Origin of the sequence: Pararhodobacter oceanensis, from assembly GCF_003076755.1 — a bacterium.
Lineage (GTDB): Bacteria > Pseudomonadota > Alphaproteobacteria > Rhodobacterales > Rhodobacteraceae > Pararhodobacter > Pararhodobacter oceanensis.
In genome coordinates this window covers 190,387-211,933 of sequence record NZ_QDKM01000001.1, presented here as the reverse complement: position 1 = coordinate 211,933, position 21,547 = coordinate 190,387, and the positions used below count along the sequence as shown (strand labels likewise).

The following is a 21,547-nucleotide window of genomic DNA, read 5'->3' as shown; positions in this document are numbered from 1 at the left end:
CCACGGCGGATTCGGGGGCGGTCATCGGGCGATACGCGGTGCTGTGGAGGGTGCGGCGGATCGTCGGGTGACATTTGCGCCGCGGCGTGGTGGATTTGGACTGGCAAGGGAGAATGATATGCAGCGCTACCAATTGGAGCCGGAGTTCGAGCCGCGGCACGCCTGGACGCGGGGGGAATTTCACCTGCTGGAAGCGGCCGATCCGGCGACCACCGCGCATCTGGTGATCGACATGCAAAACGGGTTTCTGCGCGAGGGGGCGCTGTTGGAAACCCCGCCGGCGCGGGCGGTGGTGCCGCAGATCAACGCGATCTCGCAGGCGGTGCGCGGGGCGGGGGGCATGGTGGCCTTTACCCGCTTTGCCTATGATCCCAATGAGCGGGCCTGGGATGCGTTTTACCGGAATTTCCTCAACCCCGACCGCTCGGCGCGGCAGCGTGAAGCGTTCGGGCCAGAGGCGCATGATTTGCAGCTTTGGGACGGGCTGGATGTGGCGGCGGAGGATCTGGTGGTTGATAAGACCCGGTTCAGCGCCTTCATCATGGGCACCTGCGATTTGCATGAGATCTTGCAGGAACGGGGCATTCGGACGCTGATTATCTCGGGGACGATGACCAATTGCTGCTGCGATTCCACCGCGCGCGATGCGATGCAATATGGCTATGATGTTGTTTTTGCTGCGGATGCGACGGGGACGGTCTCGGAGATCGAACAGCAATCGACGCTGTTGAATATGGCGCTTTTGTTTGCCGAAGTGGCCACAGCCGAGGATATCGTGGCGGCGTTTCAAGGTTAACGCGCGGTAGTCTTAAACCTAACGCCCCGCCCGAAAGAGCGGGGCGTTGTTTTGTTTGCACACTTACGATTTTCGGTGCGGCGAAAGATCCAGTATCCGGCCAAACAAGCCGCGTGGCGCGATGACCACGATGACGATGAACAACAGCCCCGTCGCCAAGAGCCAATATTGGCCGATCTGGTCCGAGAGTTGATCCTCGCCCCAGCGCACCAAGAGCGCGCCCGCGACCGCCGCCAGCAAGACGCCGCGCCCGCCAACCGCGACCCAGATCAACACCTCGGTGGAAAGTGCGAAGCCGATCAGCTGGGGCGAGACAAAGCCGAATTGCGCGGCAAAGAGCCCGCCCGCCAGCCCCGCGACCATACCCGAGAGGAAGAAGGCGAAGAGTTTCGCCATGGTCACGTCAAAGCCGAGAAACCGCGTGCGCTCTTCATTCGAGCGGATCGCGGCGAGCAGGGTGCCGAAGGGCGTGCGGGTGAGCCACAAGAGCAGGAAATACACCGCCGCCAGCACCGCGAAGATCAGGAAATAGGTCTCGAGCCCGCTCAGATAGATGTCGTCGCGCGGCCATGGCGTGGTCAGGGGCGGCACGCCGCGCAACCCGTTGTAGCCGCCGACAAACCCCCAGCGTCCGGTGGCAATCTCGATCACCACCGCGGCGCAGAGCGTGACCACCGCCAGATGCGCGCCGGTGATCCCGCGCCCGCCGAACAGAAAGAGGCCAAGGATAAAGGCCACGCCGCCCGCCGCCAAAGTGGCCAGCAAGAGGCCGAGGATCTGGCTCTCGCCGAGCCATGGCAGTTTGCCCAGCGTGACCAGCGCCATCACATAGGCGCCAGTGCCGAAAAAGATCGCCTGCCCGAAGCAAAGTATGCCCACTTGCCCCCAGATAAACGACAGGCTGAGCGCGAAAATCCCGTAGGTGAGAAGCTGCGCCAATTGGCTCAGGCGCCAGTCGTCCAGCGCAAGGGGGGCCAGCAAGAGCAGCAGTCCGAAGGCCAGCGACAAAAGGATTGGAAGGCGGAGAAGCATATTAGCGGAACCCTTTCCACAGGCCTTGCGGCACGAACCGGATGATCATGATGGCGAGCAGGAAGACGATGATCTGGGCATCGGCCTGCGCCATATTCGCCGAGAGAATACTGGTGGTGCCGCCGATGGTGCCGGCGCCGATCACCGCTCCGATCAGCGAGTTCAGCCCGCCGACCAGCACCGACAGAAACGCGGGGATCAAAAAGCCGACGCCCATCTGCGGATCGACGCTGATCATCGGCGACATGATCGCCCCCGCGACACCGGCCAGCGCCGAGCCGACGGCAAAGGTGGCGCGGTCCATACGGCGGGTGTTGACGCCTAGCGATCCCGCCATCGCGCGGTTCGAGATCACCGCGCGGATCTGCAGCCCGGTGGTGCTGCGGTAGATCACCAGATAGGTGGCCAGCGCCAAAGCGGCGGCCAGCGCCATGATCACCAGCCGGTAAGCGGGGTAATCGACGCCCATCAGGTTGACCGATCCCGGCACCGGATTGGCGATGCTGACCGCGGCGGGGCCAAAGACGATGATGATCATCTGTTTGATCGCGATCGACAGGCCCCATGTGGCGAGGATCGTGTCGATCGGGCGCCCGTAAACATGGCGGATGACAAATTCTTCGACCAAGAGCCCCGCCAGCCCGACCACTATGGGCGCGGCCAGCAGGCAGATCCAGAAGGGCACCCCCGAGGCCAGCAGCGTCGCCACCGTATAGGCGCCCAGCATGAACAGCTCGCCATGGGCCATATTGATCACATTCATCATCCCGTAGATGATCACCAGCCCCAGCGTGACCAGAAGCAGCGTCAACACGTAGCTGAAGGCGTCGAGACCGATCAAGACAACAATATCCATGGGTTTTTCCTTGTCAGACCGAGAGGTAGCGGGCGATGAGCGCGGCGTCGTTCTGCAGCCGGTCCATATCGTCGACCCGCTCGACAATACTGCCGTTCTCCATGAACAGCGCGTGATGGCCAAGCAGGCTGACCAGATCGAGATTTTGCTCGACCAGAAGGATCGTCAGCCCGTGTTCCTTGGCGTAATCGCGCAGGGCGATGCCGATATCATGGACAATCGAGGGCTGGATGCCCTCGGAGGGCTCATCAAGGATCAACAGCTCGGGCTGGCCCAGAAGCGCGCGCATGATCGCCAGTTGCTGTTGCTGCCCGCCCGACATGGTGCCCGCGCGCTGGTGGCGGCGTTCCTTGAGGATCGGGAAAATCTCATAGGGCCAATCGGGCACCAGAGCGCCCAATCCGGGCTTGCCCAACAGCCCCATGCGCAGGTTTTCCTCGACGGTGAAATCGGCGAAAATCTCGCGGCCCTGCGGCACATAGCCGATGCCAGCGCGGGCCGCCTTATAGGGGGCGGCGCCAGTGATATCATTGCCGGCAAAGCGGATTTTCCCAGCGCTGGGTTTCAACTGCCCGACAATGGCACGCATCAGGGTGGTTTTGCCCATGCCGTTGCGGCCCAAAAGGGCGATGAACTCGCCTTTGGCGACGCTCAGGTCCAGCCCGTCGAGCACCTGACTGCCCTTGATGTAACCGGCGGAGAGTTGGTCGATCTGTAGAATCATGCGGCACGCCCCAGATAGCATTCGATCACCTGCGGATTGCTACGCACCTCGTCATATGTGCCGCCGGCGATCACCGCGCCGCGAGCCATGACGGTGATCGGACAGTCCAGCGCGCGGACAAATTGCATGTCATGTTCGATCACCAGCACGGTTTTGCCGAAATCGCTGGTCAATTTGCGGATCAACGCGGCGATACTGGCGGTCTCGCCCTTGGACATCCCCGCGGTCGGCTCATCAAGGAGCAGAAGATCGGCGTCAACCGCCAAGAGCATCGCCACCTCGAGCCGCTGCTTCTCGCCATGGGCCAGATCGCTGGCCAGCATATCGGCTTTGTCACTGAGCCCGGCGAAATCCAAAAGCTCGGCCAGCCGCGCGGGATCGGGCGCGCGGCGCACCAGTGTGCGGACAGTGGGTTTGCGTGAGGCCGCGGCCATCGGCAGGGCGATATTTTGCTGCGCGGTCAGGTCCGGGAAAATCCCCGGCACCTGAAATTTACGCGAAATCCCGCGCCGCGAGATCGCCACCGGACCTTTGCCGCTGATCACCTCGCCGCGAAACCGCACCCGACCCGAGGTCGGTTTGAACGCGCCAGTCAGCACATTGAACAGGGTGGTTTTGCCGCAGCCATTGGGGCCGAGGATGCAGCGCAATTCCCCCGGCTTCAGGGTCAGGTTCAGCCCGTCGAGGGCGACGATACCACCAAAACGCTTGGTGATATCCTCGACTTCGAGCAGCGCGGAGGACACGGTCACTGCCGCCCCTCCTAGCTGCATTGGCTCGGCGCTTCGATACGTCCGAGATCGCGCTCGACAACCATCTGCCCGTCCTGCGCCGAGACAATCAGCCCGTTCAACTCGGCGTGGCGGTCCGAGCGACGGAACTCGACCTCGCCATTACCCGACATCACCGGCAGTTCCAGCATCGCCTCGCTGAACGCCTCGGTGTCGATGCTCTCGGCGCGTTTGATCCCCTCGATCAACAGGCGGGTGGCGGTGTAATGCGCGTCCACCGTGTTCGAGATAATCGCCTCCTCCCCGTAGCGCGCGCGGATGCGGGCGACGAGGTCGCGGGCCTCGGGCTTGTCGAGACTGGCGACAAAATTGGCGGGGCCGATGATGCCCTGCGATTCTGCATTGGTCAGCCCCGAGAGGTAGTTCTCGCTAAAGCCGAAACAGATGATCTCGACCTGACCCTTGAGCGGCGAGGCGGCGAATTGCTTGAGGAAGGTGATCGCATCGGCGCCGACAATCGTCAGCACCACGGTATCCGCGCCCGAACGCTCGATCTTGCGCAGCGTCGGCGCGTAATCCTGCGCCCCCCAAGCGCCGTATTCCTCATCAACCACGGTGGCGCCGCGTTCGGTGGCGGTGGCGCGGAACTGGGCGTTCATCAATTGCGGCCAGTTGTAATCACTGCCCAGCAAAAAGAACGAGTTGAGGTCATTTTCCAGCGCGTAATCGACCAGCGGGCTGACCTGATGGGCGGGCAGGGCGCTGTAGCAGGTCAGATAGGGCGAGCAGACCCCACCCTCGTAATCGGTGGCGTAGATCAGCGGCGTGCGGAAGCGTTCATAGATGCTCTGGATCGCGTCGCGGGCGGCACTGGTCACCGGGCCGACCACCGCTTTGGCGCCGCGTGCGCGGATCAGTTCATTCGAGCGTTCGACGGTTTTGGTGGGGTCGGTTTCGGTATCGGCGCGGATGATTTCAAACATCCGCCCGCCCAGCACACCGCCGGCTTCATTGGCCTCTAGAAGCGCCATTTCGGTGCCCTGCGCGCCTTGGTGACCCAAAAGCTCGAGCCCGCCCGAGAGCGGCTGGAGAATGCCGATCGGGATCACCTCTTGGGCGCGCAGAATGCTGGGCGCGCCAAGCGTGGCCAGCGCCATGCCGCCAGCGCTGTATTTCAGGATGTCGCGTCGGGTGGGGCTGGCTAGGGGTTTGAGTCTGCTGGCCATTGTCGTGATCTCCCTGTGGTTCAATCGGTGTTGATATCGGCCGTTCCGCCCGTCTTATGCCCGGTGCCGATCAAGGCTCCGGTGACGGATTCTTGTTGCTTTTTGGCGCGCCGCAGCTGCGGCGTCACCCCTCATGCAAAGGCGGAAATCCCTTGCATGAGGCCATCACTTCGGGTGCCGGGAACACCCCGCATTGGGCGCGTTCCGACCGGCTTGTTGCTAGTCCCTCAGTTATGATCTATCTGGTTTTCAGGTTATAGTTAGCGAACGAACTGTCAACTGTTTTGTCACCGATCGGGCGCGGTTTTGATCGCGCGATAGGTGGGGGCTTTGATGTTGCCTATGACGGGGCCTTTGACGGGGCAGGCGCATCCGCATAAGTGTGATGCAAAGAGAGGTTGAGCGCTATGGACGACGCAACTGGCAAAACGGGATCGCGCAGCAGCATCCGTGAGGCGGCGGAAAACGTCGCCCTGCGCACCCCCGAAGAGCGCCGGGAGCTGGCGCGCGACTATCACCTGCAATCGCAGATCGGCTTTCGCCTGCGCGTGGCCAGCCAGATCGCCGTCGAGCGGTTTACCGAGCTTTTCGCGCTGGACCCCGAGACCGCGAAAATCACCACCAGCCAGTTCGCCGTTCTGGCGGTGCTCTGGGATGCCTCGGATCTGTCGCATAAAGAGGTCGCCCAGCGCACCTCGATGGATATGCCGACGCTCAACGGCCTGCTCAAACGCCTGCTGGCGCGGGGTCTGGTGACGGTGAATGTCGCCGAGAAGGACAAGCGGTATCGGGTGATCAACCTCACCGAGGCGGGGCGCGCGCTGGCCGAACATCTGCGCGCCCGCGGGCATATCGTCTCGCAACAGGTGCTCGAACCCCTGCCCGAAGCCGACCGCGAATTGCTCCTCAACCTGCTCAGCCGCTTGGTTCAAGGGCATCGCGGGTGAGGGGGAGTTTGTGATCGCTGTGTTGAAACACAGTTAAACGTCACCGACTCGCGCCTGTCTCCAGACGCAAGATCAATAGAAGCCGAGCTGCAGCCATTTGTGTGGCCGATATCCTATTGAGATGTGTGTTTGCGTTTTGCAAATCGATCACTGCTCAGGTGATTAGGGATTCTGTTTAATCACTCAGGAATTCGGTGTTATTGGCGATGGTTAATGACATGTATTACTACCGGAAAAGAAGTGTCTTTATTCATGCTGCAACTTGGGATTGCATTCCGCTGACTGACTCATATTTGACCAATTGACAAAATTAATGCCGCTGGTAACTAACTGTTAACAAATGGTTAATGAGGAGGGCCAGATGGATCCGTATCGAGTATTCAGCTGTAAGTTTTGCGATCATAAATTGAGATTCGGCGCCTCGCGGTGTGGTTATTGTTGGCGGCCAACGCCACTCAAAAACCGGAGGGGGACGTTTTTAATGGCAAGCACCGCTGTGGTCGTCGCCGCAGTCGCATTGGTGATTCCGATCGCGATGTCCTGACACGGCCATTGAGCGCCGATCAGTAATACCCAAAGGCACCGTATTTGAGAATCTTCTGCTATTGAAGAGAGCGGTCAGCATCCATCATTCAACTTCACATAAAGGCCGTTCCGCTGCATCATCGCGCCTGTCTACAACCGGTGCGAGGGGGCGGTGATGCCGTCGATTGATGTGCTGATCGCGTTTTTCATGGCCACGGCGGTCTTTGCCTATATGCCGGGACCGTCGACGCTTTATGCCGCGGCGCAGACGCTGGCGCGGGGGCGGCGGGCGGGGTGGGCGGCGGCGCTGGGCATTCATCTGGGCGGATATCTGCATGTCTTCGCTGCCGCGCTTGGGCTCGCGGTGGTGTTCAAGGCCGTGCCGGTCCTCTTTGTCGCGCTGAAATTCGGCGGCGCGGCCTATTTGATCTATCTGGGCTATAAGATGTTTACCGCGCGCGCCTCGCTCGATTTCGCCGATTTAAGGGTCAGCGCCAAAACCCCGCGCAAGGCCTTTTGGGAGAGCGTCACCGTCGAGATGCTTAATCCCAAAACCGCGATCTTCTATCTCGCGTTTCTGCCGCAATTCACCGATCCCGCCGCCAGCGCGGGGATATGGCTGCAATTGCTGGTGCTCGGGACCGTGGTCAATCTTATGTTCTCCAGCGCGGATGTGATCTGTGTGGTTCTGGCCGATAGAATTGCCAGCTATTTCAAACGCTCTGGCACGGGTGGCGGCGCTGGTTGCGGGATCGCGCAGCGGTTGGGCGGCGGTATTCTGGTTGCGCTAGGTGTGAGACTGGCACTCAGCCAGCCGTAACCAAGGCGAACCCCCGCACCAAGGCAGGTGCCAGACCGGCAATTCACCGCGTAGTCTATCGCAAGGGCGCCTTCTCCCGAAGAAATCGCCGGTTGCCGGGGATTTTAGCGCGGTGGCTCTGGCGGATTTGGTGCAGTTCACTAAAGCTATGGCAAAATCGAACCAAGGGCCGATCAATCCATGCTCTCTATGCTCCGCGCGTTTACCTTTCCTGCCTTTTCCATGGGGCTGTTGGCCGCATTTGTCGGCTATTCCGCCTCGTTCGCGATTGTGCTGGCGGGGTTGACGGCGATGGGGGCGAGCAGCGCGGAGGCGACCACGGGGCTGTTCTTTGCCACCATCGGCATGGGGATCTGCAGCATCTGGCTGCCGGCGGTGACGCGCATTCCCGCCGCGGTGGCATGGTCAACGCCGGGGGCGGCGTTTCTGGCGGCGACAGCGAGCCTGCCGGGCGGGTTTGCCGAGGCGGTGGGGGCGTTGATCTATTGCGCGGGTTTGATCGTGCTGACCGGTTTCATCCCCGCGCTTGGCCGGATTGTCGCGGCGATCCCCAAGCCCATCGCCAACGGGCTGCTGGCGGGGGTTCTGCTGAAACTCTGTCTGGCACCGGCGCTGGCGCTGGGCAGCATTCCGGCGCTGGTGGTGCCGGTGTTGCTGGCATGGCTGGCGGGGCTGATGTGGAACCGGCTGGCGGCGATGCCCTTTGCGGTGCTGGCGTTCATCGTGGTGCTGGTCTTCGCGGTCGATACCTCGGGCGCGGCGGAGCAGACCCAGATCGTCTGGCTGCCTGCGTTCACCCCGACCCTGCCGGTATTCACCCTGTCCTCGTTTTTCTCGATCGCGCTGCCGCTTTATCTGGTGACCATGGCGGGGCAGAATATCCCCGGTTTCGCGGTGCTGGAGCTGAACGGCTACCGGGTGGATCGCCAGCCGCTGATCCGCAACACCGGATTGGTCAGCCTGATCTGCGCGCCCTTCGGGTCGATACCGGTCAATATGTCGGCGATCACCGCGGCGATGATGGCGGGCGAGGATGCGGGCCGCGATCCGGCGGGTCGCTATTGGGCGGCGATCACCTCGGGGGTGGTCTATGTCGGGCTGGCGTTTGCCGCGGGGCTGGTCACCACGCTGGCCGCGCTTGCGCCGCTGGCGCTGATCACTGCGGTGGCGGGGCTGGCGCTGGTGCCGGCTCTGGTCGGGGCGATCTCGTCGGCGTTCAGTGACCGCGATCAATTGGAGGCGCCGGCGCTGACTTTCCTGATCGCCGCCAGCGGGATGACGCTTTGGGGCATCAGCGGCGCGTTCTGGGGCGTTGTCGTCGGCGCGGTGGTGTTTCTGTGCAAATCCCGGGCAAATGGGTCCAGCGCGGGCTGACCCGATCGGATAGCGAGATCCGCGGTTGCTGGGAGCCTAGCTGGCGGTGCGGTAGCCCTGTGCGTCGCGAAACTGGCGCACGATGAAATCGACAAACACGCGGGTTTTCGGGGCGAGATTGCGCCGGTCGGCGAACATCACCACGATATCGGTGCTGGGCGGCGCGTATTCGGGCAGGATATGGACCAAAGCGCCCGAGCGTAGATCCTTGGCGACCATATAAGAGGGCAGGCGGGCAATGCCGATCCCCGCCAGCGTCGCCTGATAGAGCACATCGGTGCTGTTGCCCTCGAAATCGCCCTGCGCCTCGAAAGCCTGTGCCTCGATGGTCCGCGCGTCACCGGCCCGCGCCGCAACTGACTGCGCGGCCAGCGTATCGGTGCTGCTCCAGTGGTTGCGGCGGCTGTCTCCGGCGACGCGCAGGCAATTATGCCCGAGCAGATCGGCAAAGGCGGCAGGGGTGCCGCGGCGCTCGACATAGGAGGGGGCGGCGCAGAGCACCCTTTGGCTTGGCATGATCCGCCGCAGCACGACATCGGGGTTTTTATGCTGCTCGGCAAAGCAGATCGCGACATCGAAACTCTCGCCCTGCAGATCGACTTCGCGGTCGGTGAGATCAAGCGAGACCTGCACCCCTTTATGTTCGGCAAGGAATTGCGGCAGCACCGGAATCAGCTGGGATTTACCGAAAGCCACGGTCGAGGCCACGCGCAGCTTGCCGCGCGGGGTACCGTCGAGATTGTGGATCATCGCCTCGGCCTCTTTGTATTTCTCGGCCATGGCGCGGCATTTCTCGTAGAAATCCTTGCCCTCTTGCGTTGGCGACACCCCGGTGCGGGTGCGGTTGAGCAGACGGTAGTGCACGTGATCCTCAAGCAGGCTGATCTGCTTGCTGACCGCCGAGGGGGTCTGGCCCATTGAGCGTGCGGCGGCAGAAATGCTGCCCTGTTCGACCACCGTCGCGAAGATCAACATCTGCGTGGATATATCCATGTTACCTGTCCTCTGTGCCAATTCGGAACGGCACCTATGCCAATTTGCCCAGTTGTGAGCGCCATCATAGTTTCGTATCTCTGCAGTGCAGCACAAATACTGCACCGCAGCAAGAGCCGAGGTAAAATCATGACGGCAACACGATCACACAGCAGACTGGACGTCTTTCTGGAGGCCGGTCGCAGATTTCTTCAACAAAAGCGGGCCGATGCGCAGGAAGCAATCGCGCGGTACAAGGTCTATAGCGCGACCAAAGCCGAGCTCTCGTCGCTCAGCGATCGCAGCCTTCGGGATCTGGGAATTCCGCGCAGCAGCATCAGACGACTGGCATTGGAGGCAGCTTATGGCCTTTAACACCCATACCGTGAAACCCGCTGGCAGCCCCGCTGTCTCGGCCGCTATCGCCGCGCTCTCGCGGTTCGGTGGCAAGATCAAGACCCAGGCCCAGCATCTGTCGAAAGCCATTCAACTGGCGCGGATGATGTCGGTGCTGGCCAATATGAGCGACGATCACCTTGAATTGATCGGTGTCACCCGCTCCGAGATCCCCGCCTATGCCGAAAAGCTGCTGGCCGGAGAATAAGCCCTCGGGCCGATGGCCCGACCTAGAGACTGCGTGACACACGCGACAAGAATACGAAAAGTGCCGGCTCTCGCTCCTCCCAGAGTAAGCCCGCACTCGCGGCGGCGACATAACCCCAACAGGGAGCGCCGACGCCCCCCGGGCCAGCATCTCTCCTCCTCCTCATTGGATGCTGGCCCAAACCATTCTAGGCGACAGGAGTGCCGGATGACTGGTCCCAAGCCGCGATCCCTTGATATGAGAATCCGCCGCCTTCACGCCTGCGATCAGGCGCATATCTGCGCGCATTTTCTCAGCCTTGATGCCGAATCGCGCCGGGCGCGGTTCTGCGCCGCGATCAGCGAGGATTGGGTGCTGAGATACGCCAAGCAAAGCCTCTGCGAGGGGGATATCACCTGCGGCGCCTTCATCGACGGGCGGTTGCGCGGCGTGGTGGAGTTGCGCGATATCCGGCAGGTTGATCCCTGCTGCGCCGAGGCCGCGTTTTCCGTCGATCCGCAATGGCAGAATATCGGCATCGGCGACGCGTTGTTCCAGCGCATGCTCGCGGTCGCCGGTCATCGCGGCATTGGCACCATCCAGATGACATTTCTCAAGGAAAACAGCCGCATGCGGCATCTGGCCCTGCGCTATGACGCGACGTTGGCGCAGGATCAGGACGATGTGGCCGCCACCCTGCACCCCGATCCGCCGGTCCTGATGACCCTTGCCAAAGGGCTGATGGGCGGGGCCAAGGATCACCCGTGGCAGCGGTTTTGACACCGCGCCGCGGATGAGTGCTTCGCCTTGGGCCTCAGGGGCGTTAGCGGTTGGGCGGCGGCGGCACGAGGCTGCGCAGCCGGTCTTCGCTGACCCCGAGGGTCGCGGCGGCGGCGGCAAAATCGGGTTGCTGCCCCGGGCCGCCAAGCGCCTCGATCAACACCTGCGGCGTGATCCCCAGCGTTTCGGCGGCTTCGGTGAACTCGGGCGGCATCCCACCCGGACCGCCACCATCAGGGCCACCATCAGGGCCGCCACCTTCGGGGCGCGGCGCCTCATTGCGGCCATCCTCGCCCGCGCGCTGCGCACCGACACCGGCGGTGGCGGTGGTGGTGAAATTCCCCTGCGCCTGCACCCCGACCAGACAGGGCGGCAGGTTCGGGAAATCCTCGCTGGCGTGATAGTGATAGCTGGTCGAGCCATCGGCGAGGGTGCCGATATGGCCGTTGCATTGATCCAGTCCCTCGGGCGCCGAGCCATCGGCCTCGCGGCTGCCAAACATCGCAAACCCGTCAAACGCATAGCCGAATTGGGCGCTGGCACTCTGCGGCAGGGCGCAGGTCGCCGCCACATCCTCGGTGTCGAACACGGTTTCGACATCGGTCGAGGTCGCATGCCAGTGATACCAGCCGCCGGGATCGACATGGCCGCCGCAGGTGTCGAGCGCGGGCATATGGCCGGTCACCTGAATCTCCGGCGCATCGGAAAAGATCGGCACCCCGTCGAGCGCCACACCAACCTTGCCGACCGTGCCCAATTGCGTGGGCGTATCGGCGACAACCGGATGCAGCGGCAAGAGCATGGTGATCTCGACGCTCTCATCGACCGAGACATTGATACAGGCGTGATCGACGCTCGGGCGCTCGGTGGCGTTATCGACCGAAAAGACATTGCCGTCATCGTCAAAGAACCGGTAGCCCAGCCCGTCGAGCATCTGCAGGAATTCGCCGTCAATGCGGTAGAGCCCCGCGTTTTCGCCGGTCCAGTCCCAGATCCCGCCCGCATCTTCCAGCGTGGCGGGGCAGAAGGGGCCGATCTCCAGCCCCTCGGGCAGATAGCCGACGGTGATCTGGTGGCACTGCGTCTCGCTGCCGTCCTCCAGCGTGCAATCGACGATCTCGGGCGCGGTCAGAAAGGCCGATTGCGCGAAATGCTCGGTCTCGGGATGGGCGAAAGCAGCGCCCGCAGGAAACGCCACAGCCAGCGCGGTGAGGGCGGCGAATGGCGGCGAGCCGGAGGCTTTGATCATGAGAACTCCTTATGTGAATCAAATGTTTGAGGGGTGCTTGTGCCGGGGGCATGGCCGCCGAGACTGTCGCGTAAATCGCGGGTGATACGGGTCAGCTCGGCTGCGTCTTGCACCCCGAGCTGTGCGGCGATCAGCGCGTCAATCTCGCGCCAGACCGTATGGATATCGCCGAGCAATCCGCGCCCGCGCGGGGTCAGCCGCAACAGGTTGCTGCGCGCCTCTGCAGGGTCCGCCTCACGCGAGACAAACCCCGCCTCGATCAGCCGCACGGTCATTGTGCTCATGCTTGCGGGGGTGATGCCGAAGGCACGCGCGAGGCTGACCTGCGAGGCCGGTTCCATCTTTGAGAGCGCATCAATGATCCGCGCCTGACGGGGGCGAATGCCGATGGTGGCGAGGCTGTCACGCAGGTGGTCCTCGATCAGCGAGGCCGCGTGCAGGAGGAAATGGAGGGAGAATGAATCGGTTGTCATGCTAACAGTTAATATGCTAACAGTTACCCGAGCGCAACCCGTTTGAAGGGCTGCCGGGACCGGAAAGCTGCGATGCCCCTGATGAGTGATGTTTTGAAACGCCCGAGACTTGCCTCGAAATTTGGCGAAAAAGCCCCCGCGCGGGGCGGATCGCTGGCGGCATTCCGTGCCATGCTGCCGACGCTGGCCTTGGTCGGCGCGCTCTGGTCGCTGTCGAGTTGGGGCTATTACGCGCTGGTCAGTGCGATGGGGCTGGACAGCGGCTATGACGAGGCGTCGGTGCTCTTTGCCGCGTATTACGTCCTCTGGGCCAGTGTCGTTTTGCTGATATTCCGTCCGGTCTTCAAGGGCTTACTGTCGCGACCGGTGTTCTTTGGCCATGCGCTGGCGCTGGCGCCGATCCTGATTGGATATGGCGCCTTCGTCTCGCTGGCGCTGCCGCTATTGCCGGATGTGTCGGTGTTCAGGGCGCCGTCCAACCCGCCGGAATTCATGTTCGCTTCGGCGTGGTATTACCTGCCGAAATCCGCCGATATCCTGTTTCAACAGGTGCTGGTCGCGGCGATCGTGGTGCGCGCGCATCGTGCGGGCATGGCGCTGGGCGGCATCTCGGTGATGCTGGCGCTGCTCTTTGGCGGCTTCCATCTGACGCTGGCCTTCAGCGGGTTTTCCCCCCTTTATGTGGCGCGCTTCACCCTTGCGGCGACGATCTTCGGGCTGGTGATCCCGTGGCTCTATCTGCGCAGCCGCCACGGGTTTCGCTGGGCCTATGCATTGCACTGGGGGTTCTATGCGCTGGACGCGGTGATCACCCATCTGCTGCTGGCGGTGCCGGCATGGATGATGGAATGATCTGACGGGCGGCGACTGGGGCAGGGGCGGGCCCGGCAGGCTTGGTGGCACGGTGGCGGAGGTGATTTGCGGGAATGGCATTTAGTGACTTGCCAAATTGGCAAATCATCGCGCAAATGATCTCAGCAAATCACCCAAGCCGAAGAGAGTGGCGCGATGAGCCAATTGACCAATCATATCAAACAACTGCGTGAGTTTCGCGGGCTCAGCCAAGCGGAACTGGCGCGGCGGCTCGGCACCACCTCCTCGACGGTCTCGCGGCTTGAGGCCGGAGAGCGCAGGCTATCGCAGAGCTATATCAGCTCGATTTCGCAGGCTTTGGGCGTGGAACCGGCCGAGATTATCGGCGCCAGTGCGAATAGTGGCGCGAAGGCCGGTGCCAGTGCTGGTGCGGCGGGGGACCACCGGCTGATCCCCGTGGTCGGCGCGGTCTCCGACACCGCTTGGGCGATCCCGGCAACAGCGGCCACCCCGCCGCGCATCCCGGTGCTGCCCTCGCCGCAGGTCGCGCGGCTATCGCATAGCGGTTACAAGGTCTTGGACGGCGCGGGCCTCGCGCTGACCGGCGCCGGTGGCTATGTGATCGCCGTGCCCTTTGGCGCCATGCGGAAAACCCCGCTCGAGGGCGACTGGATCGTGCTGCGTTCCCGCGAGGGGCGGATGGAGCGCCACGCGCTGGTCACCGGACATACCGATGCGGCGGGCGCCTATGCGATGATCGACGGCGCGCGGCTGGATCTGGGTCCGATCCACGAGCCGGTGGGGCTTGTCGTGGCGATCTATCGCGAGCTGTAGGCGCGGCCAATCGCAGCCTTGCCGTCACAAATCATCCACGGTGATGAAGTTGAACGTCCCCGACTCGGCATTGTCGACGATATTGGTGGTGGTGATCACGGCCTTGTCAAAACGGGTGATATCCACCGGAAAGGTGCTCCGTATCGTCGCCACCGGCGCCCCGCGCACGATCTCGACGCTCTGCCATTCCACGCCCAGCAAATACCCGTCGCGAAACCCGCGCAGCAGCTCCTGTTTCTCCATCGCCTCGACCGCCCAATCGGCGGTGGTGTGGCGGATATCCTTGCCCAGCAGTGCCGTCGCGCTTTGCCCGAAATGCGCCTGATGCCCCTCGGTCAGCTTGAGATAGCGCTGGTCATGCAGCCCCCAGGCGACGGCGACACGCTCGGGCCGCAGGATCGCGCGGATCACCGGGTGATTGTCGACACCGCGGGCGAATTGCAGCCGTGCCAAGGTGCGCTGGACCGAGGGCGAGGGCACCACCAGCCCGCGCTCCCACCGCGAGACGGTGGTGATATCGACGCCCAAGAGGCTGGCGTATTCCCCCTGCGTTAACCCTTTGGCCTTGCGCGAGGTTCTGATTTTGATCGCCCAATCGTCCACGCGCGCCTCGCTGCCTCCCTGCTGCCCGCTCCCTGCCGCTGGCCCCCGCACGCACCATTTTTCGGGCGTGACGCAGGATGCCTATTTCGTGCCGTATACAGACCAAGAGGTCTTTTGATACCCACGCCCAGAGCCATATTTCAAGCACAAAGGGGATGCGCATGATGAACCTGTTGGAGCTTATCGGTGATGCGGTGATGGAGCGCGAGGAACTCCTCGAGGATATCGCGCGGATCGACGCCGAGATCGCGGCCCGTTCGGCGGCGTTCTTTGCCCAGTTCGGCAAGGGCAGCGCGGCCAATGCCAGCGACCCGCAGGACGCCACCGCTCAGATCATCCCCCTGCCGACTGCCGCCGGGCGCCCCTGACGCTTGGGGCCGAGAGATACGCGCGCTGCCTCTCGGGATGAGATTTTCGGCAATGCGCAAGGGGCGCGGCAACTCGCGAATGCAGCACCAACTTGGCCCGAGAAGATCAACCAGCAGCCGCCCGTTTCCGTGCGTTAGACGATGCCTGAACCGGTATCATTCTGGCCATCTGCGCCGCGCCCGGCTGATGTGACCCCGCGCACCCGACCTCATCCTTTGGCCCGATGTTTCCACCCGATCCCCTGCGTTTCCACCCGATCCCCCGCGGTTTAGCGGAGTTGGCCCGCCGCCGCCTCGATGATGCCCTGCGCATGACGCGCCCGCGCCGATAGGTGACGGCCACGGCGCATCACCAGCCACAGGTCATGCCAGCGGCGCTTGGGCAGCGGGGTGACGCAGAGTCTGGCGCGGTCGGCGAAAACCTCAACGCCGCTGCGGGGCAGGAGGGTATAGCCGATGCCTTCGGCCACGGCAGCGGGGATCTGGCCGATCTGGTTCACCGATCCGCGCAGGCGCAACCGGTCGGCGCCGGGATAGTCCTGAGGAAAATTGAGCCGCAGCAGATCATCGGCATAGGCATAGCCATCGGGATGGGCGATGAAACCGCGGGTTTGCAGATCGGCGAATGTGACCGGCGTCTCGGCGGCAGCCGCTGGCAGTATCAGACAAAGCTCCTCGCGGCCAAGGTATCTTGCCTCCAGACGTGGGTGATCGGGGTCGGCCCCCAGCACGCCCAAATCGAAATCCCCGCGCAGCACCCCGGCGAGGATCTCGGCCTGCGGCGCCGCCTCAAGATGAACGCTTAGCTCGGGCGCGGCGCGCATCCATGGCAGCAGCTGCGGGTAGAGCAGCATCGCGAAACTGCCCGAACAGGCGATGTGGAGCGGCCCCGCGTCGCGGTCGTCCGCGGTGATCGCATGGCGCAGGCGCTTTTCCTCGGCGCGGCGCGACAGGCCAAGGTTAAACATCGCCTCGCCCGCCGGGGTGAGGGTGAAACCCTTGCCATGGCGGCTGATCAGCGCCTGTCCGACCTGCTGCTCAAGCTTCTTAAGATGCTGGCTGACGCCCGGTTGGGTCATGTTCAGACGCGCTGCGGCCTGGGTGAAATGCCCGGTTTCGCACAGCGTGGTGAAGCTCTCGAGGAAGGTGGCGTTAAGCATGGTGTGATAACGTTTCGTTTGGATTTTTGTGCATATTGATAATTTCACAAAGCGATAGGCGCAGTCCATATCACTGTCAACGCAACATACTTTGGAGATATGAGATGACCGCGACGCCACGAAGCTTTTCCCACATCGGCCTGTCTGTTCCGGACCTTGAGGCCGCGGTGACCTTCTATTCCGAAGTGCTGGGGTTCTATGTCGTGATGTCGCCCTCGGTGGCGGTCGAGGACGACAGCGCGATCGGCGCCATGTGCACCGATGTTTTCGGGCCCGGCTGGGGCTCGCTCAGGATTGCGCATCTGGCGACGGCGGATGGTATCGGCATCGAGATCTTTGAATTCCCTGGCAATTACGCGCCCGAGGACAATCTCGAGCATAGACGCCACGGCACCTTCCACTTCGCGGTGCAGGACCCTGACGTCGAGGGTCTGGCGCAGCGCATCGTCGAGGCTGGCGGGCGGCAGCGGATGCCGGTGCGAAACTACTTTCCCGGCACAAAACCCTACCGGATGGTCTATGTCGAAGACCCGTTCGGCATCGTCTTCGAGATCTATAGCCACAGCTACGAGCTGACCTATTCCGCCGGTGCCTATGCTTAGTTGATCTTCGCCCCCGACCAGCGGCACCCAGCCAGCGATCTCGGACTCGCGACAAGGCACGCCATAGTTTTGACGGGTTCGTTAACCATAGTTAACGCGATTCGCAGAACCCCAATTCATCTTGTTTTGGGGGCGATCCGGGACGGTATGACCTATGGCCAGCTTTGACGGAACCCACCCAGCCGATTGGCAAGCAGAGGCGGGCATGGACAGCAACGAGATACCGGCTACAAGCCTGCCGGACGGACAGCGCAACGCGCGGATCGCGGAATTCGATCTGCTGAGCTATGCGATTTCGGCCTCGGATATCGCGGTTTTCTGCCTCGACGTCGCCTCGGGCGAGGCGCGGGTGGCCGGTGCCTGGTCAAAAGTGATGGGCGTGCGGCTGGATGATGAGGTCAAGAAACAGCAAGAATGGAGCCGCCGCATTCACCCCGAGGACGCGCCCGGCGTGTTCGAACTGCAAGGTGATTGCATCAGCGGGCGGCGGGCGCAGGTGCGATTGGAGTATCGCCTGCGCACGCGCGACGGCAGCGAATGGCGCTGGATGCAATCCGATGTCGCGGCTTTTGAGCGGGACGAGACCGGCAAGGCGGTCACCCTCATCGGCACCCAGAGGGATATCACCGACAGCAAGCTATCGGAATTAAAACTCACCGCCGCCAATATTCACTATGAAACATTGATGGCCCATAGCCCGACCGGCGTGGTGTTGGTGTCGCTTGATGGCATGGCGATTGCCACAAATACCGCGCTGCAGAATTTCCTTGGATATACCGAGGAGGAATTATTCGGTACGCAGGTCGAGAAATTCGTTCATCCCGAAGACAGGCAGGCAAGATCAGACAATCTCGAAGCGCTTAAAGAGGGGCGCGTGGGGTTTTTCGAGATGGACCTGCGGTATATTCGGGCGGATAATAAGGTTGTCTGGGGGCGTCTCTATGCCACTATGGCGCGTAATTTCGAAGACAAGCCGAAAAGATTCGTCATGCATGTGGCGGATATTACCCAAAAACGCAAACTTGTCGAACTCAGGAAAGAATTGATCGCACTCGCCGCGCATGAATTGCGCACGCCGGTGACGATTATCACCGGCGCGCTGGACTTGATTGACGTGCTTTATCCCGGCGGGCCGGAAGACAAGATCAGAACCCTGATTGATGCCGCAAAACATGGCGGAAGCAGATTGCGCAAGATGATCGACGATATGTTCGATTTTGACAGGCTATCGGTGGTCATGACGCCTCTGGCTTTGACCAAATCCGATGTTGTCGCGGTGATCCATGACGCCATTTCCGAGACGGTTAAAATACGCGGTGACAAAGAGATATCGGTGACAGTTGTTTCGGACGATCCGGTAATAGACTGGCCCTGCAATAGCGAAAACCTGCGGAAAGTCTTCGTTAGTCTGATTTCGAATTCGACCAAATTCTCGCCCATAGGCAGTGAGATTACCATTGCCGCGCGACACGTGCAGGGCGGGCTGGAAATCCTCGTCAAAGATCGTGGCAAGGGTATTCCAACCGAGCATCACAGCGAGGTATTCTCGCCCTTCTGGCAATTGGACCCCGCCGACACCCGCGAACACCAAGGCTTGGGGCTCGGGCTCTGCATCTCTCAAAACGCGGTCCGCCAGATGAACGGCGAACTGTCAATTGAGGCTGTTGATGGGCCGGGGGCGGTGTTCAAGGTGTTCTTGCGCGACGCGGATACAGCGCAGCGGGACCAAATTTCATAAACGCCTCGCAAAATGCCCGTTTGCGATCTGCGCCTCGATATATGGGTGCCGAGGATGCCAGAACTGAGTCCCGCAGTCCTCCCGCAAAGGTTGCGCCATGGGGCAACAGGCCGCTGAAGATTGCTTTTTGGCGCGTTTTGCGGCATTATAGCCACCTGAAAAATGCTTCCTGACTGACGGTTCAACCGATTCAAGGATGTCCATTATGCTTCGGCCCAGACCCACGATCCGACAGGTGGCGGCGTGGTTGGCGCCGTGTTTTCTGAGTGTCACGCTGGCCAATGAGGTCTCGGCGCAAACCACCGCCAGCGCCTTTGAGGCTTTGGGCGCGCATGAGTGTGAAACCTCGGAATTGCTCTGCGTTACCGTGGATGTGCCGCTCGATCATTTCGCGCCGCAACCCGGCGAAACCCTGCCGATCACCTATGCATTGAACCCAGCCAGCGAGGAATCGCGGGGCATATTGGTCTATGTGGTCGGCGGACCCGGCAGCGTCGGCGTTGATGACGCCGAATATTACCTCTCGGACATCAGCGACGAGATCATCGAAGCCTATGACATCGTCTTCTTTGATCTGCGCGGTGTCGGCCCCGATCACGGGATCAGTTGCCCCGATGCGATGGATGCGATGCTGCGCAGTGACGGGCTGAATTATGACGGCACGCCCGATGAGGACCTGCGCGATATCTCGGCCACCGTCGACAGCTATATTGCGCAATGCGCCGGTGAGGCCGAACATGCGGCGATCCTGGGGTTTCTGGGCACCGATCAGGCGGTGCGCGATCTCGAGGTCTTGCGCCAAGCCATCGGCGCGCCGCAACTCCATCTGTATGGGCACAGCTACGGCACTGAATTCGTGCAAGAATTTGCCAGCGTCTTTCCCGAGGCCGTGGCGGCTGTAATCCTCGACAGTGTGGTTGATCCCGAGTTGACCCTGACCCAGTTCCAGCAAAGCGCGCTGACCGGCGCCGAAGCGATGCTGACGCGGGTGCTCTCCAGTTGCGACGCAGATGCGGCATGTGCAGCCGATATGGGCGGGCCCGCCGCCGCGGTCTTTGCAGCGTTTCAAGAGCGACTGGCCGAGGCACCGATCACCATCCAGTATCCGCTGGCCGAGGGCGGCTTTGCCCCGCGCGAGATCACCTCGACGCTGCTGCTGACCTCGGCGTTCAACAATCTCTATTCCGCCGGTGGCCGCGCGTGGTTCCTGCGCGTTCTTGCCGCCGCCAGCCAAGGCGATCTGGTGCCCCTGCTGCGCGACAGTTATTACGAGCTGTCGATTGATGTCGAAACCGATGAGCGCATACCGGGCGAGGATGAGGGCTATTATCTCGACGCCTATTATGCGATTGTCTGCGAGGATTGGACCGAGGGCAGCGATGCCGATGCGCAGATGGCGCGGATATTGGCCGCGACGCAAGCGCTGGCCGGTGACTTGCCGCGGTTTCAGGGGTTTTTCTTTCAGGAATTGAGCATCTGCGCACGTATGGCGCTGGCCGCCAGCGAGCCGCGCGCGCCATTTGTCGGCGGCGACTATCCGACGCTGGTGATGAATTCCTCCACCGATCCGATCACCCCGATTGATCAAGCCTATGCGGTGTTCGCGCGCAGCCAGAATGCGGCGCTGATCGTGCTTGAGGGCGGCCCGCATGTGGTCTGGCGTCTGGAGCATCCCTGCGCCGAACGCGCGATGCTGCGGCTGTTGATCGACGGCGAGCTGCCCGCGGCGCCGGTGCAAATCTGCCAGACCGATTTTATCGACGGGTATATTCCGCTCAGCCTGCCGCCAACGCCTCTGGATCCGCTCTGGCTGGCGCGGTCGGTGTTGCTGGAAATGGATATGGATCTGGCGCTCTCGGGCTACGCGATGGACGATGATATCACCTCGGGTTGCACCCGTGGCGGCACCGTCAGCGTCACCGAGACCGACAGCGGGGCGGATATGCGCTTTGAGCGGTGCAGTTATTGGGAGGGTATCGAGGTCAGCGGGTCTGGCGCCATGACCGGCACGGACTATGAGGCCGAGAGCCTCAGGATCATGCTTTCCGCGTATCAAGGCGATGTCGAGACCGGCACCTTCGAATATCATCAGGATTTGCTGGCCGAGACCGACTGGATCAGCGGCAAATGGAACGGCGACACCATAACCACCACCTGGCGGCGCGAATAGCCGGCTGGGGGGGGAGACTATGGCGGGAAGTTGCCGCACACTCCGAGATTATGCGGTGTTTTCAGGGGTATGTGGCGGATGGGGTGGGATTCGAACCCACGGTAGAGTTTCCCCTACGCTGGTTTTCAAGACCAGAGCCTTAAACCACTCGGCCACCCATCCGTTGCCTCG

Annotated in this window: 23 protein-coding genes and 1 tRNA gene; 13 read left to right on the top strand and 11 right to left on the bottom strand. The window is 62.2% G+C overall.

Going from position 1 to position 21,547, the window contains the following annotated elements; genetic code table 11:
- Window positions 1-118: 118 nt before the first annotated feature.
- Window positions 119-796: a cysteine hydrolase family protein gene (locus DDE20_RS00930; RefSeq protein ID WP_165814385.1), complete on the top strand. Its 678-nt coding sequence runs from the start codon at window positions 119-121 to the stop codon at window positions 794-796.
- A 63-nt stretch (window positions 797-859) separates the two neighbouring features.
- Here the strand turns inward: DDE20_RS00930 and DDE20_RS00925 are convergent, their stop codons facing one another.
- Genes DDE20_RS00925 through DDE20_RS00905 form a run of 5 tightly spaced genes read right to left on the bottom strand, consistent with a single transcriptional unit; the run spans window position 860 to window position 5,365 of the window.
- A complete protein-coding gene (locus DDE20_RS00925; RefSeq protein ID WP_116556567.1) occupies window positions 860-1,828 on the bottom strand; it encodes a branched-chain amino acid ABC transporter permease in 969 nt (322 codons plus the stop codon).
- A gap of 1 nt (window position 1,829) precedes the next feature.
- The gene (gene urtB, locus DDE20_RS00920) at window positions 1,830-2,684 is read right to left on the bottom strand and encodes an urea ABC transporter permease subunit UrtB (RefSeq protein ID WP_116556566.1); all 855 of its coding nucleotides are present in this window, start codon (window positions 2,682-2,684) and stop codon (window positions 1,830-1,832) included.
- Window positions 2,685-2,697: 13 nt separating this feature from the next.
- A complete protein-coding gene (locus tag DDE20_RS00915) occupies window positions 2,698-3,408 on the bottom strand; it encodes an ABC transporter ATP-binding protein (protein WP_205961594.1) in 711 nt (236 codons plus the stop codon).
- Entirely contained in the window at window positions 3,405-4,160 is a 756-nt protein-coding gene (locus DDE20_RS00910; RefSeq protein WP_240607797.1) for an ABC transporter ATP-binding protein, read from the bottom strand. Before DDE20_RS00910 ends, DDE20_RS00915 begins: the two co-directional genes overlap by 4 nt.
- Window positions 4,161-4,171: 11 nt before the next feature.
- Window positions 4,172-5,365, bottom strand: a complete 1,194-nt coding sequence (locus DDE20_RS00905; RefSeq protein ID WP_116556564.1) for a substrate-binding protein — start codon at window positions 5,363-5,365, stop codon at window positions 4,172-4,174.
- 407 nt (window positions 5,366-5,772) lie between these two features.
- Between DDE20_RS00905 and DDE20_RS00900 the strand changes: the two genes are divergently transcribed.
- The 3 genes from DDE20_RS00900 to DDE20_RS00890 all read left to right on the top strand — a co-directional run bounded on the left by DDE20_RS00900 (window position 5,773) and on the right by DDE20_RS00890 (window position 9,031).
- The gene (locus tag DDE20_RS00900) at window positions 5,773-6,312 is read left to right on the top strand and encodes a MarR family winged helix-turn-helix transcriptional regulator (protein ID WP_116556563.1); all 540 of its coding nucleotides are present in this window, start codon (window positions 5,773-5,775) and stop codon (window positions 6,310-6,312) included.
- Between the two features lie 700 nt (window positions 6,313-7,012).
- Window positions 7,013-7,657, top strand: coding sequence for a LysE family translocator (locus DDE20_RS00895; RefSeq protein WP_116556562.1), 645 nt, complete (start codon window positions 7,013-7,015; stop codon window positions 7,655-7,657).
- 180 nt (window positions 7,658-7,837) lie between these two features.
- Window positions 7,838-9,031 carry a benzoate/H(+) symporter BenE family transporter gene (locus tag DDE20_RS00890; RefSeq protein ID WP_240607796.1) on the top strand — a complete coding sequence of 398 codons (1,194 nt, stop codon included), beginning with the start codon at window positions 7,838-7,840 and terminating at the stop codon, window positions 9,029-9,031.
- Window positions 9,032-9,067: 36 nt separating this feature from the next.
- Here the strand turns inward: DDE20_RS00890 and DDE20_RS00885 are convergent, their stop codons facing one another.
- Window positions 9,068-10,024 carry a LysR family transcriptional regulator gene (locus DDE20_RS00885; protein ID WP_116556560.1) on the bottom strand — a complete coding sequence of 319 codons (957 nt, stop codon included), beginning with the start codon at window positions 10,022-10,024 and terminating at the stop codon, window positions 9,068-9,070.
- A gap of 36 nt (window positions 10,025-10,060) precedes the next feature.
- On the opposite strand from DDE20_RS00885, the gene DDE20_RS00880 reads away from it, so the two are divergent.
- The 3 genes from DDE20_RS00880 (at window position 10,061) to DDE20_RS00870 (ending at window position 11,366) form a co-directional block, all read left to right on the top strand.
- Window positions 10,061-10,378 (top strand): DUF1127 domain-containing protein, encoded by a 318-nt coding sequence (locus tag DDE20_RS00880; protein ID WP_338066499.1) that lies wholly within the window; start codon window positions 10,061-10,063, stop codon window positions 10,376-10,378.
- Entirely contained in the window at window positions 10,368-10,607 is a 240-nt protein-coding gene (locus DDE20_RS00875; protein ID WP_116556558.1) for a DUF1127 domain-containing protein, read from the top strand. The genes DDE20_RS00880 and DDE20_RS00875 overlap by 11 nt, the downstream gene beginning before the upstream one ends.
- A 237-nt stretch (window positions 10,608-10,844) precedes the next feature.
- Window positions 10,845-11,366, top strand: coding sequence for a GNAT family N-acetyltransferase (locus DDE20_RS00870; protein WP_165814384.1), 522 nt, complete (start codon window positions 10,845-10,847; stop codon window positions 11,364-11,366).
- Between the two features lie 43 nt (window positions 11,367-11,409).
- On the opposite strand, the gene DDE20_RS00865 is transcribed toward DDE20_RS00870, so the two are convergent.
- Entirely contained in the window at window positions 11,410-12,615 is a 1,206-nt protein-coding gene (locus DDE20_RS00865) for a YHYH protein (RefSeq protein ID WP_205961593.1), read from the bottom strand.
- Window positions 12,612-13,088, bottom strand: coding sequence for a MarR family winged helix-turn-helix transcriptional regulator (locus tag DDE20_RS19090; RefSeq protein WP_205961592.1), 477 nt, complete (start codon window positions 13,086-13,088; stop codon window positions 12,612-12,614). Before DDE20_RS19090 ends, DDE20_RS00865 begins: the two co-directional genes overlap by 4 nt.
- Window positions 13,089-13,169: 81 nt before the next feature.
- Here DDE20_RS19090 and DDE20_RS00860 point away from each other — a divergent pair, with 81 nt between their 5' ends.
- Together DDE20_RS00860 and DDE20_RS00855 are read left to right on the top strand one after the other, a co-directional pair.
- On the top strand, window positions 13,170-13,940 hold the full coding sequence (locus DDE20_RS00860) for a hypothetical protein (RefSeq protein ID WP_133240311.1): 771 nt from the start codon (window positions 13,170-13,172) through the stop codon (window positions 13,938-13,940).
- A 156-nt stretch (window positions 13,941-14,096) separates the two neighbouring features.
- A complete protein-coding gene (locus DDE20_RS00855; protein WP_116556555.1) occupies window positions 14,097-14,735 on the top strand; it encodes a helix-turn-helix domain-containing protein in 639 nt (212 codons plus the stop codon).
- A 24-nt stretch (window positions 14,736-14,759) separates the two neighbouring features.
- Here the strand turns inward: DDE20_RS00855 and DDE20_RS00850 are convergent, their stop codons facing one another.
- Window positions 14,760-15,338 carry a helix-turn-helix domain-containing protein gene (locus tag DDE20_RS00850; RefSeq protein WP_165814383.1) on the bottom strand — a complete coding sequence of 193 codons (579 nt, stop codon included), beginning with the start codon at window positions 15,336-15,338 and terminating at the stop codon, window positions 14,760-14,762.
- 161 nt (window positions 15,339-15,499) lie between these two features.
- Between DDE20_RS00850 and DDE20_RS00845 the strand changes: the two genes are divergently transcribed.
- A complete protein-coding gene (locus tag DDE20_RS00845) occupies window positions 15,500-15,706 on the top strand; it encodes a hypothetical protein (RefSeq protein ID WP_116556553.1) in 207 nt (68 codons plus the stop codon).
- A gap of 269 nt (window positions 15,707-15,975) precedes the next feature.
- Here the strand turns inward: DDE20_RS00845 and DDE20_RS00840 are convergent, their stop codons facing one another.
- Complete coding sequence (locus tag DDE20_RS00840) at window positions 15,976-16,866, bottom strand: LysR family transcriptional regulator (RefSeq protein ID WP_116557200.1); 891 nt, start codon at window positions 16,864-16,866, stop codon at window positions 15,976-15,978.
- 104 nt (window positions 16,867-16,970) lie between these two features.
- Between DDE20_RS00840 and DDE20_RS00835 the strand changes: the two genes are divergently transcribed.
- The 3 genes from DDE20_RS00835 (at window position 16,971) to DDE20_RS00825 (ending at window position 21,376) form a co-directional block, all read left to right on the top strand.
- Complete coding sequence (locus DDE20_RS00835; protein WP_116556552.1) at window positions 16,971-17,468, top strand: lactoylglutathione lyase family protein; 498 nt, start codon at window positions 16,971-16,973, stop codon at window positions 17,466-17,468.
- Window positions 17,469-17,673: 205 nt separating this feature from the next.
- Window positions 17,674-19,206, top strand: coding sequence for a sensor histidine kinase (locus DDE20_RS00830; protein WP_165814382.1), 1,533 nt, complete (start codon window positions 17,674-17,676; stop codon window positions 19,204-19,206).
- A gap of 205 nt (window positions 19,207-19,411) precedes the next feature.
- Window positions 19,412-21,376: an alpha/beta fold hydrolase gene (locus DDE20_RS00825; protein ID WP_165814381.1), complete on the top strand. Its 1,965-nt coding sequence runs from the start codon at window positions 19,412-19,414 to the stop codon at window positions 21,374-21,376.
- Window positions 21,377-21,448: 72 nt separating this feature from the next.
- Here the strand turns inward: DDE20_RS00825 and DDE20_RS00820 are convergent.
- Window positions 21,449-21,538 (bottom strand) — tRNA-Ser (locus tag DDE20_RS00820).
- Between the last annotated feature and the right edge of the window lie 9 nt (window positions 21,539-21,547).

Excerpts from the sequence above, each read along its gene's own strand:
- DDE20_RS00930 (WP_165814385.1), top strand. The coding sequence starts at position 119 with ATGCAGCGCTACCAATTGGAGCCGGAGTTCGAGCCGCGGCACGCCTGG.
- DDE20_RS00840 (WP_116557200.1), bottom strand. The coding sequence starts at position 16,866 with ATGCTTAACGCCACCTTCCTCGAGAGCTTCACCACGCTGTGCGAAACC.
- DDE20_RS00885 (WP_116556560.1), bottom strand. The coding sequence starts at position 10,024 with ATGGATATATCCACGCAGATGTTGATCTTCGCGACGGTGGTCGAACAG.
- DDE20_RS00845 (WP_116556553.1), top strand. The coding sequence starts at position 15,500 with ATGATGAACCTGTTGGAGCTTATCGGTGATGCGGTGATGGAGCGCGAG.
- DDE20_RS00890 (WP_240607796.1), top strand. The coding sequence starts at position 7,838 with ATGCTCTCTATGCTCCGCGCGTTTACCTTTCCTGCCTTTTCCATGGGG.
- DDE20_RS00875 (WP_116556558.1), top strand. The coding sequence starts at position 10,368 with ATGGCCTTTAACACCCATACCGTGAAACCCGCTGGCAGCCCCGCTGTC.
- DDE20_RS00880 (WP_338066499.1), top strand. The coding sequence starts at position 10,061 with ATGCCAATTTGCCCAGTTGTGAGCGCCATCATAGTTTCGTATCTCTGC.
- DDE20_RS00870 (WP_165814384.1), top strand. The coding sequence starts at position 10,845 with ATGAGAATCCGCCGCCTTCACGCCTGCGATCAGGCGCATATCTGCGCG.
- DDE20_RS19090 (WP_205961592.1), bottom strand. The coding sequence starts at position 13,088 with ATGACAACCGATTCATTCTCCCTCCATTTCCTCCTGCACGCGGCCTCG.
- DDE20_RS00865 (WP_205961593.1), bottom strand. The coding sequence starts at position 12,615 with ATGATCAAAGCCTCCGGCTCGCCGCCATTCGCCGCCCTCACCGCGCTG.
- DDE20_RS00915 (WP_205961594.1), bottom strand. The coding sequence starts at position 3,408 with ATGATTCTACAGATCGACCAACTCTCCGCCGGTTACATCAAGGGCAGT.
- DDE20_RS00835 (WP_116556552.1), top strand. The coding sequence starts at position 16,971 with ATGACCGCGACGCCACGAAGCTTTTCCCACATCGGCCTGTCTGTTCCG.
- DDE20_RS00925 (WP_116556567.1), bottom strand. The coding sequence starts at position 1,828 with ATGCTTCTCCGCCTTCCAATCCTTTTGTCGCTGGCCTTCGGACTGCTG.
- DDE20_RS00895 (WP_116556562.1), top strand. The coding sequence starts at position 7,013 with ATGCCGTCGATTGATGTGCTGATCGCGTTTTTCATGGCCACGGCGGTC.
- DDE20_RS00830 (WP_165814382.1), top strand. The coding sequence starts at position 17,674 with ATGGACAGCAACGAGATACCGGCTACAAGCCTGCCGGACGGACAGCGC.
- DDE20_RS00900 (WP_116556563.1), top strand. The coding sequence starts at position 5,773 with ATGGACGACGCAACTGGCAAAACGGGATCGCGCAGCAGCATCCGTGAG.
- DDE20_RS00905 (WP_116556564.1), bottom strand. The coding sequence starts at position 5,365 with ATGGCCAGCAGACTCAAACCCCTAGCCAGCCCCACCCGACGCGACATC.
- DDE20_RS00855 (WP_116556555.1), top strand. The coding sequence starts at position 14,097 with ATGAGCCAATTGACCAATCATATCAAACAACTGCGTGAGTTTCGCGGG.
- urtB (WP_116556566.1), bottom strand. The coding sequence starts at position 2,684 with ATGGATATTGTTGTCTTGATCGGTCTCGACGCCTTCAGCTACGTGTTG.
- DDE20_RS00860 (WP_133240311.1), top strand. The coding sequence starts at position 13,170 with ATGAGTGATGTTTTGAAACGCCCGAGACTTGCCTCGAAATTTGGCGAA.
- DDE20_RS00825 (WP_165814381.1), top strand. The coding sequence starts at position 19,412 with ATGCTTCGGCCCAGACCCACGATCCGACAGGTGGCGGCGTGGTTGGCG.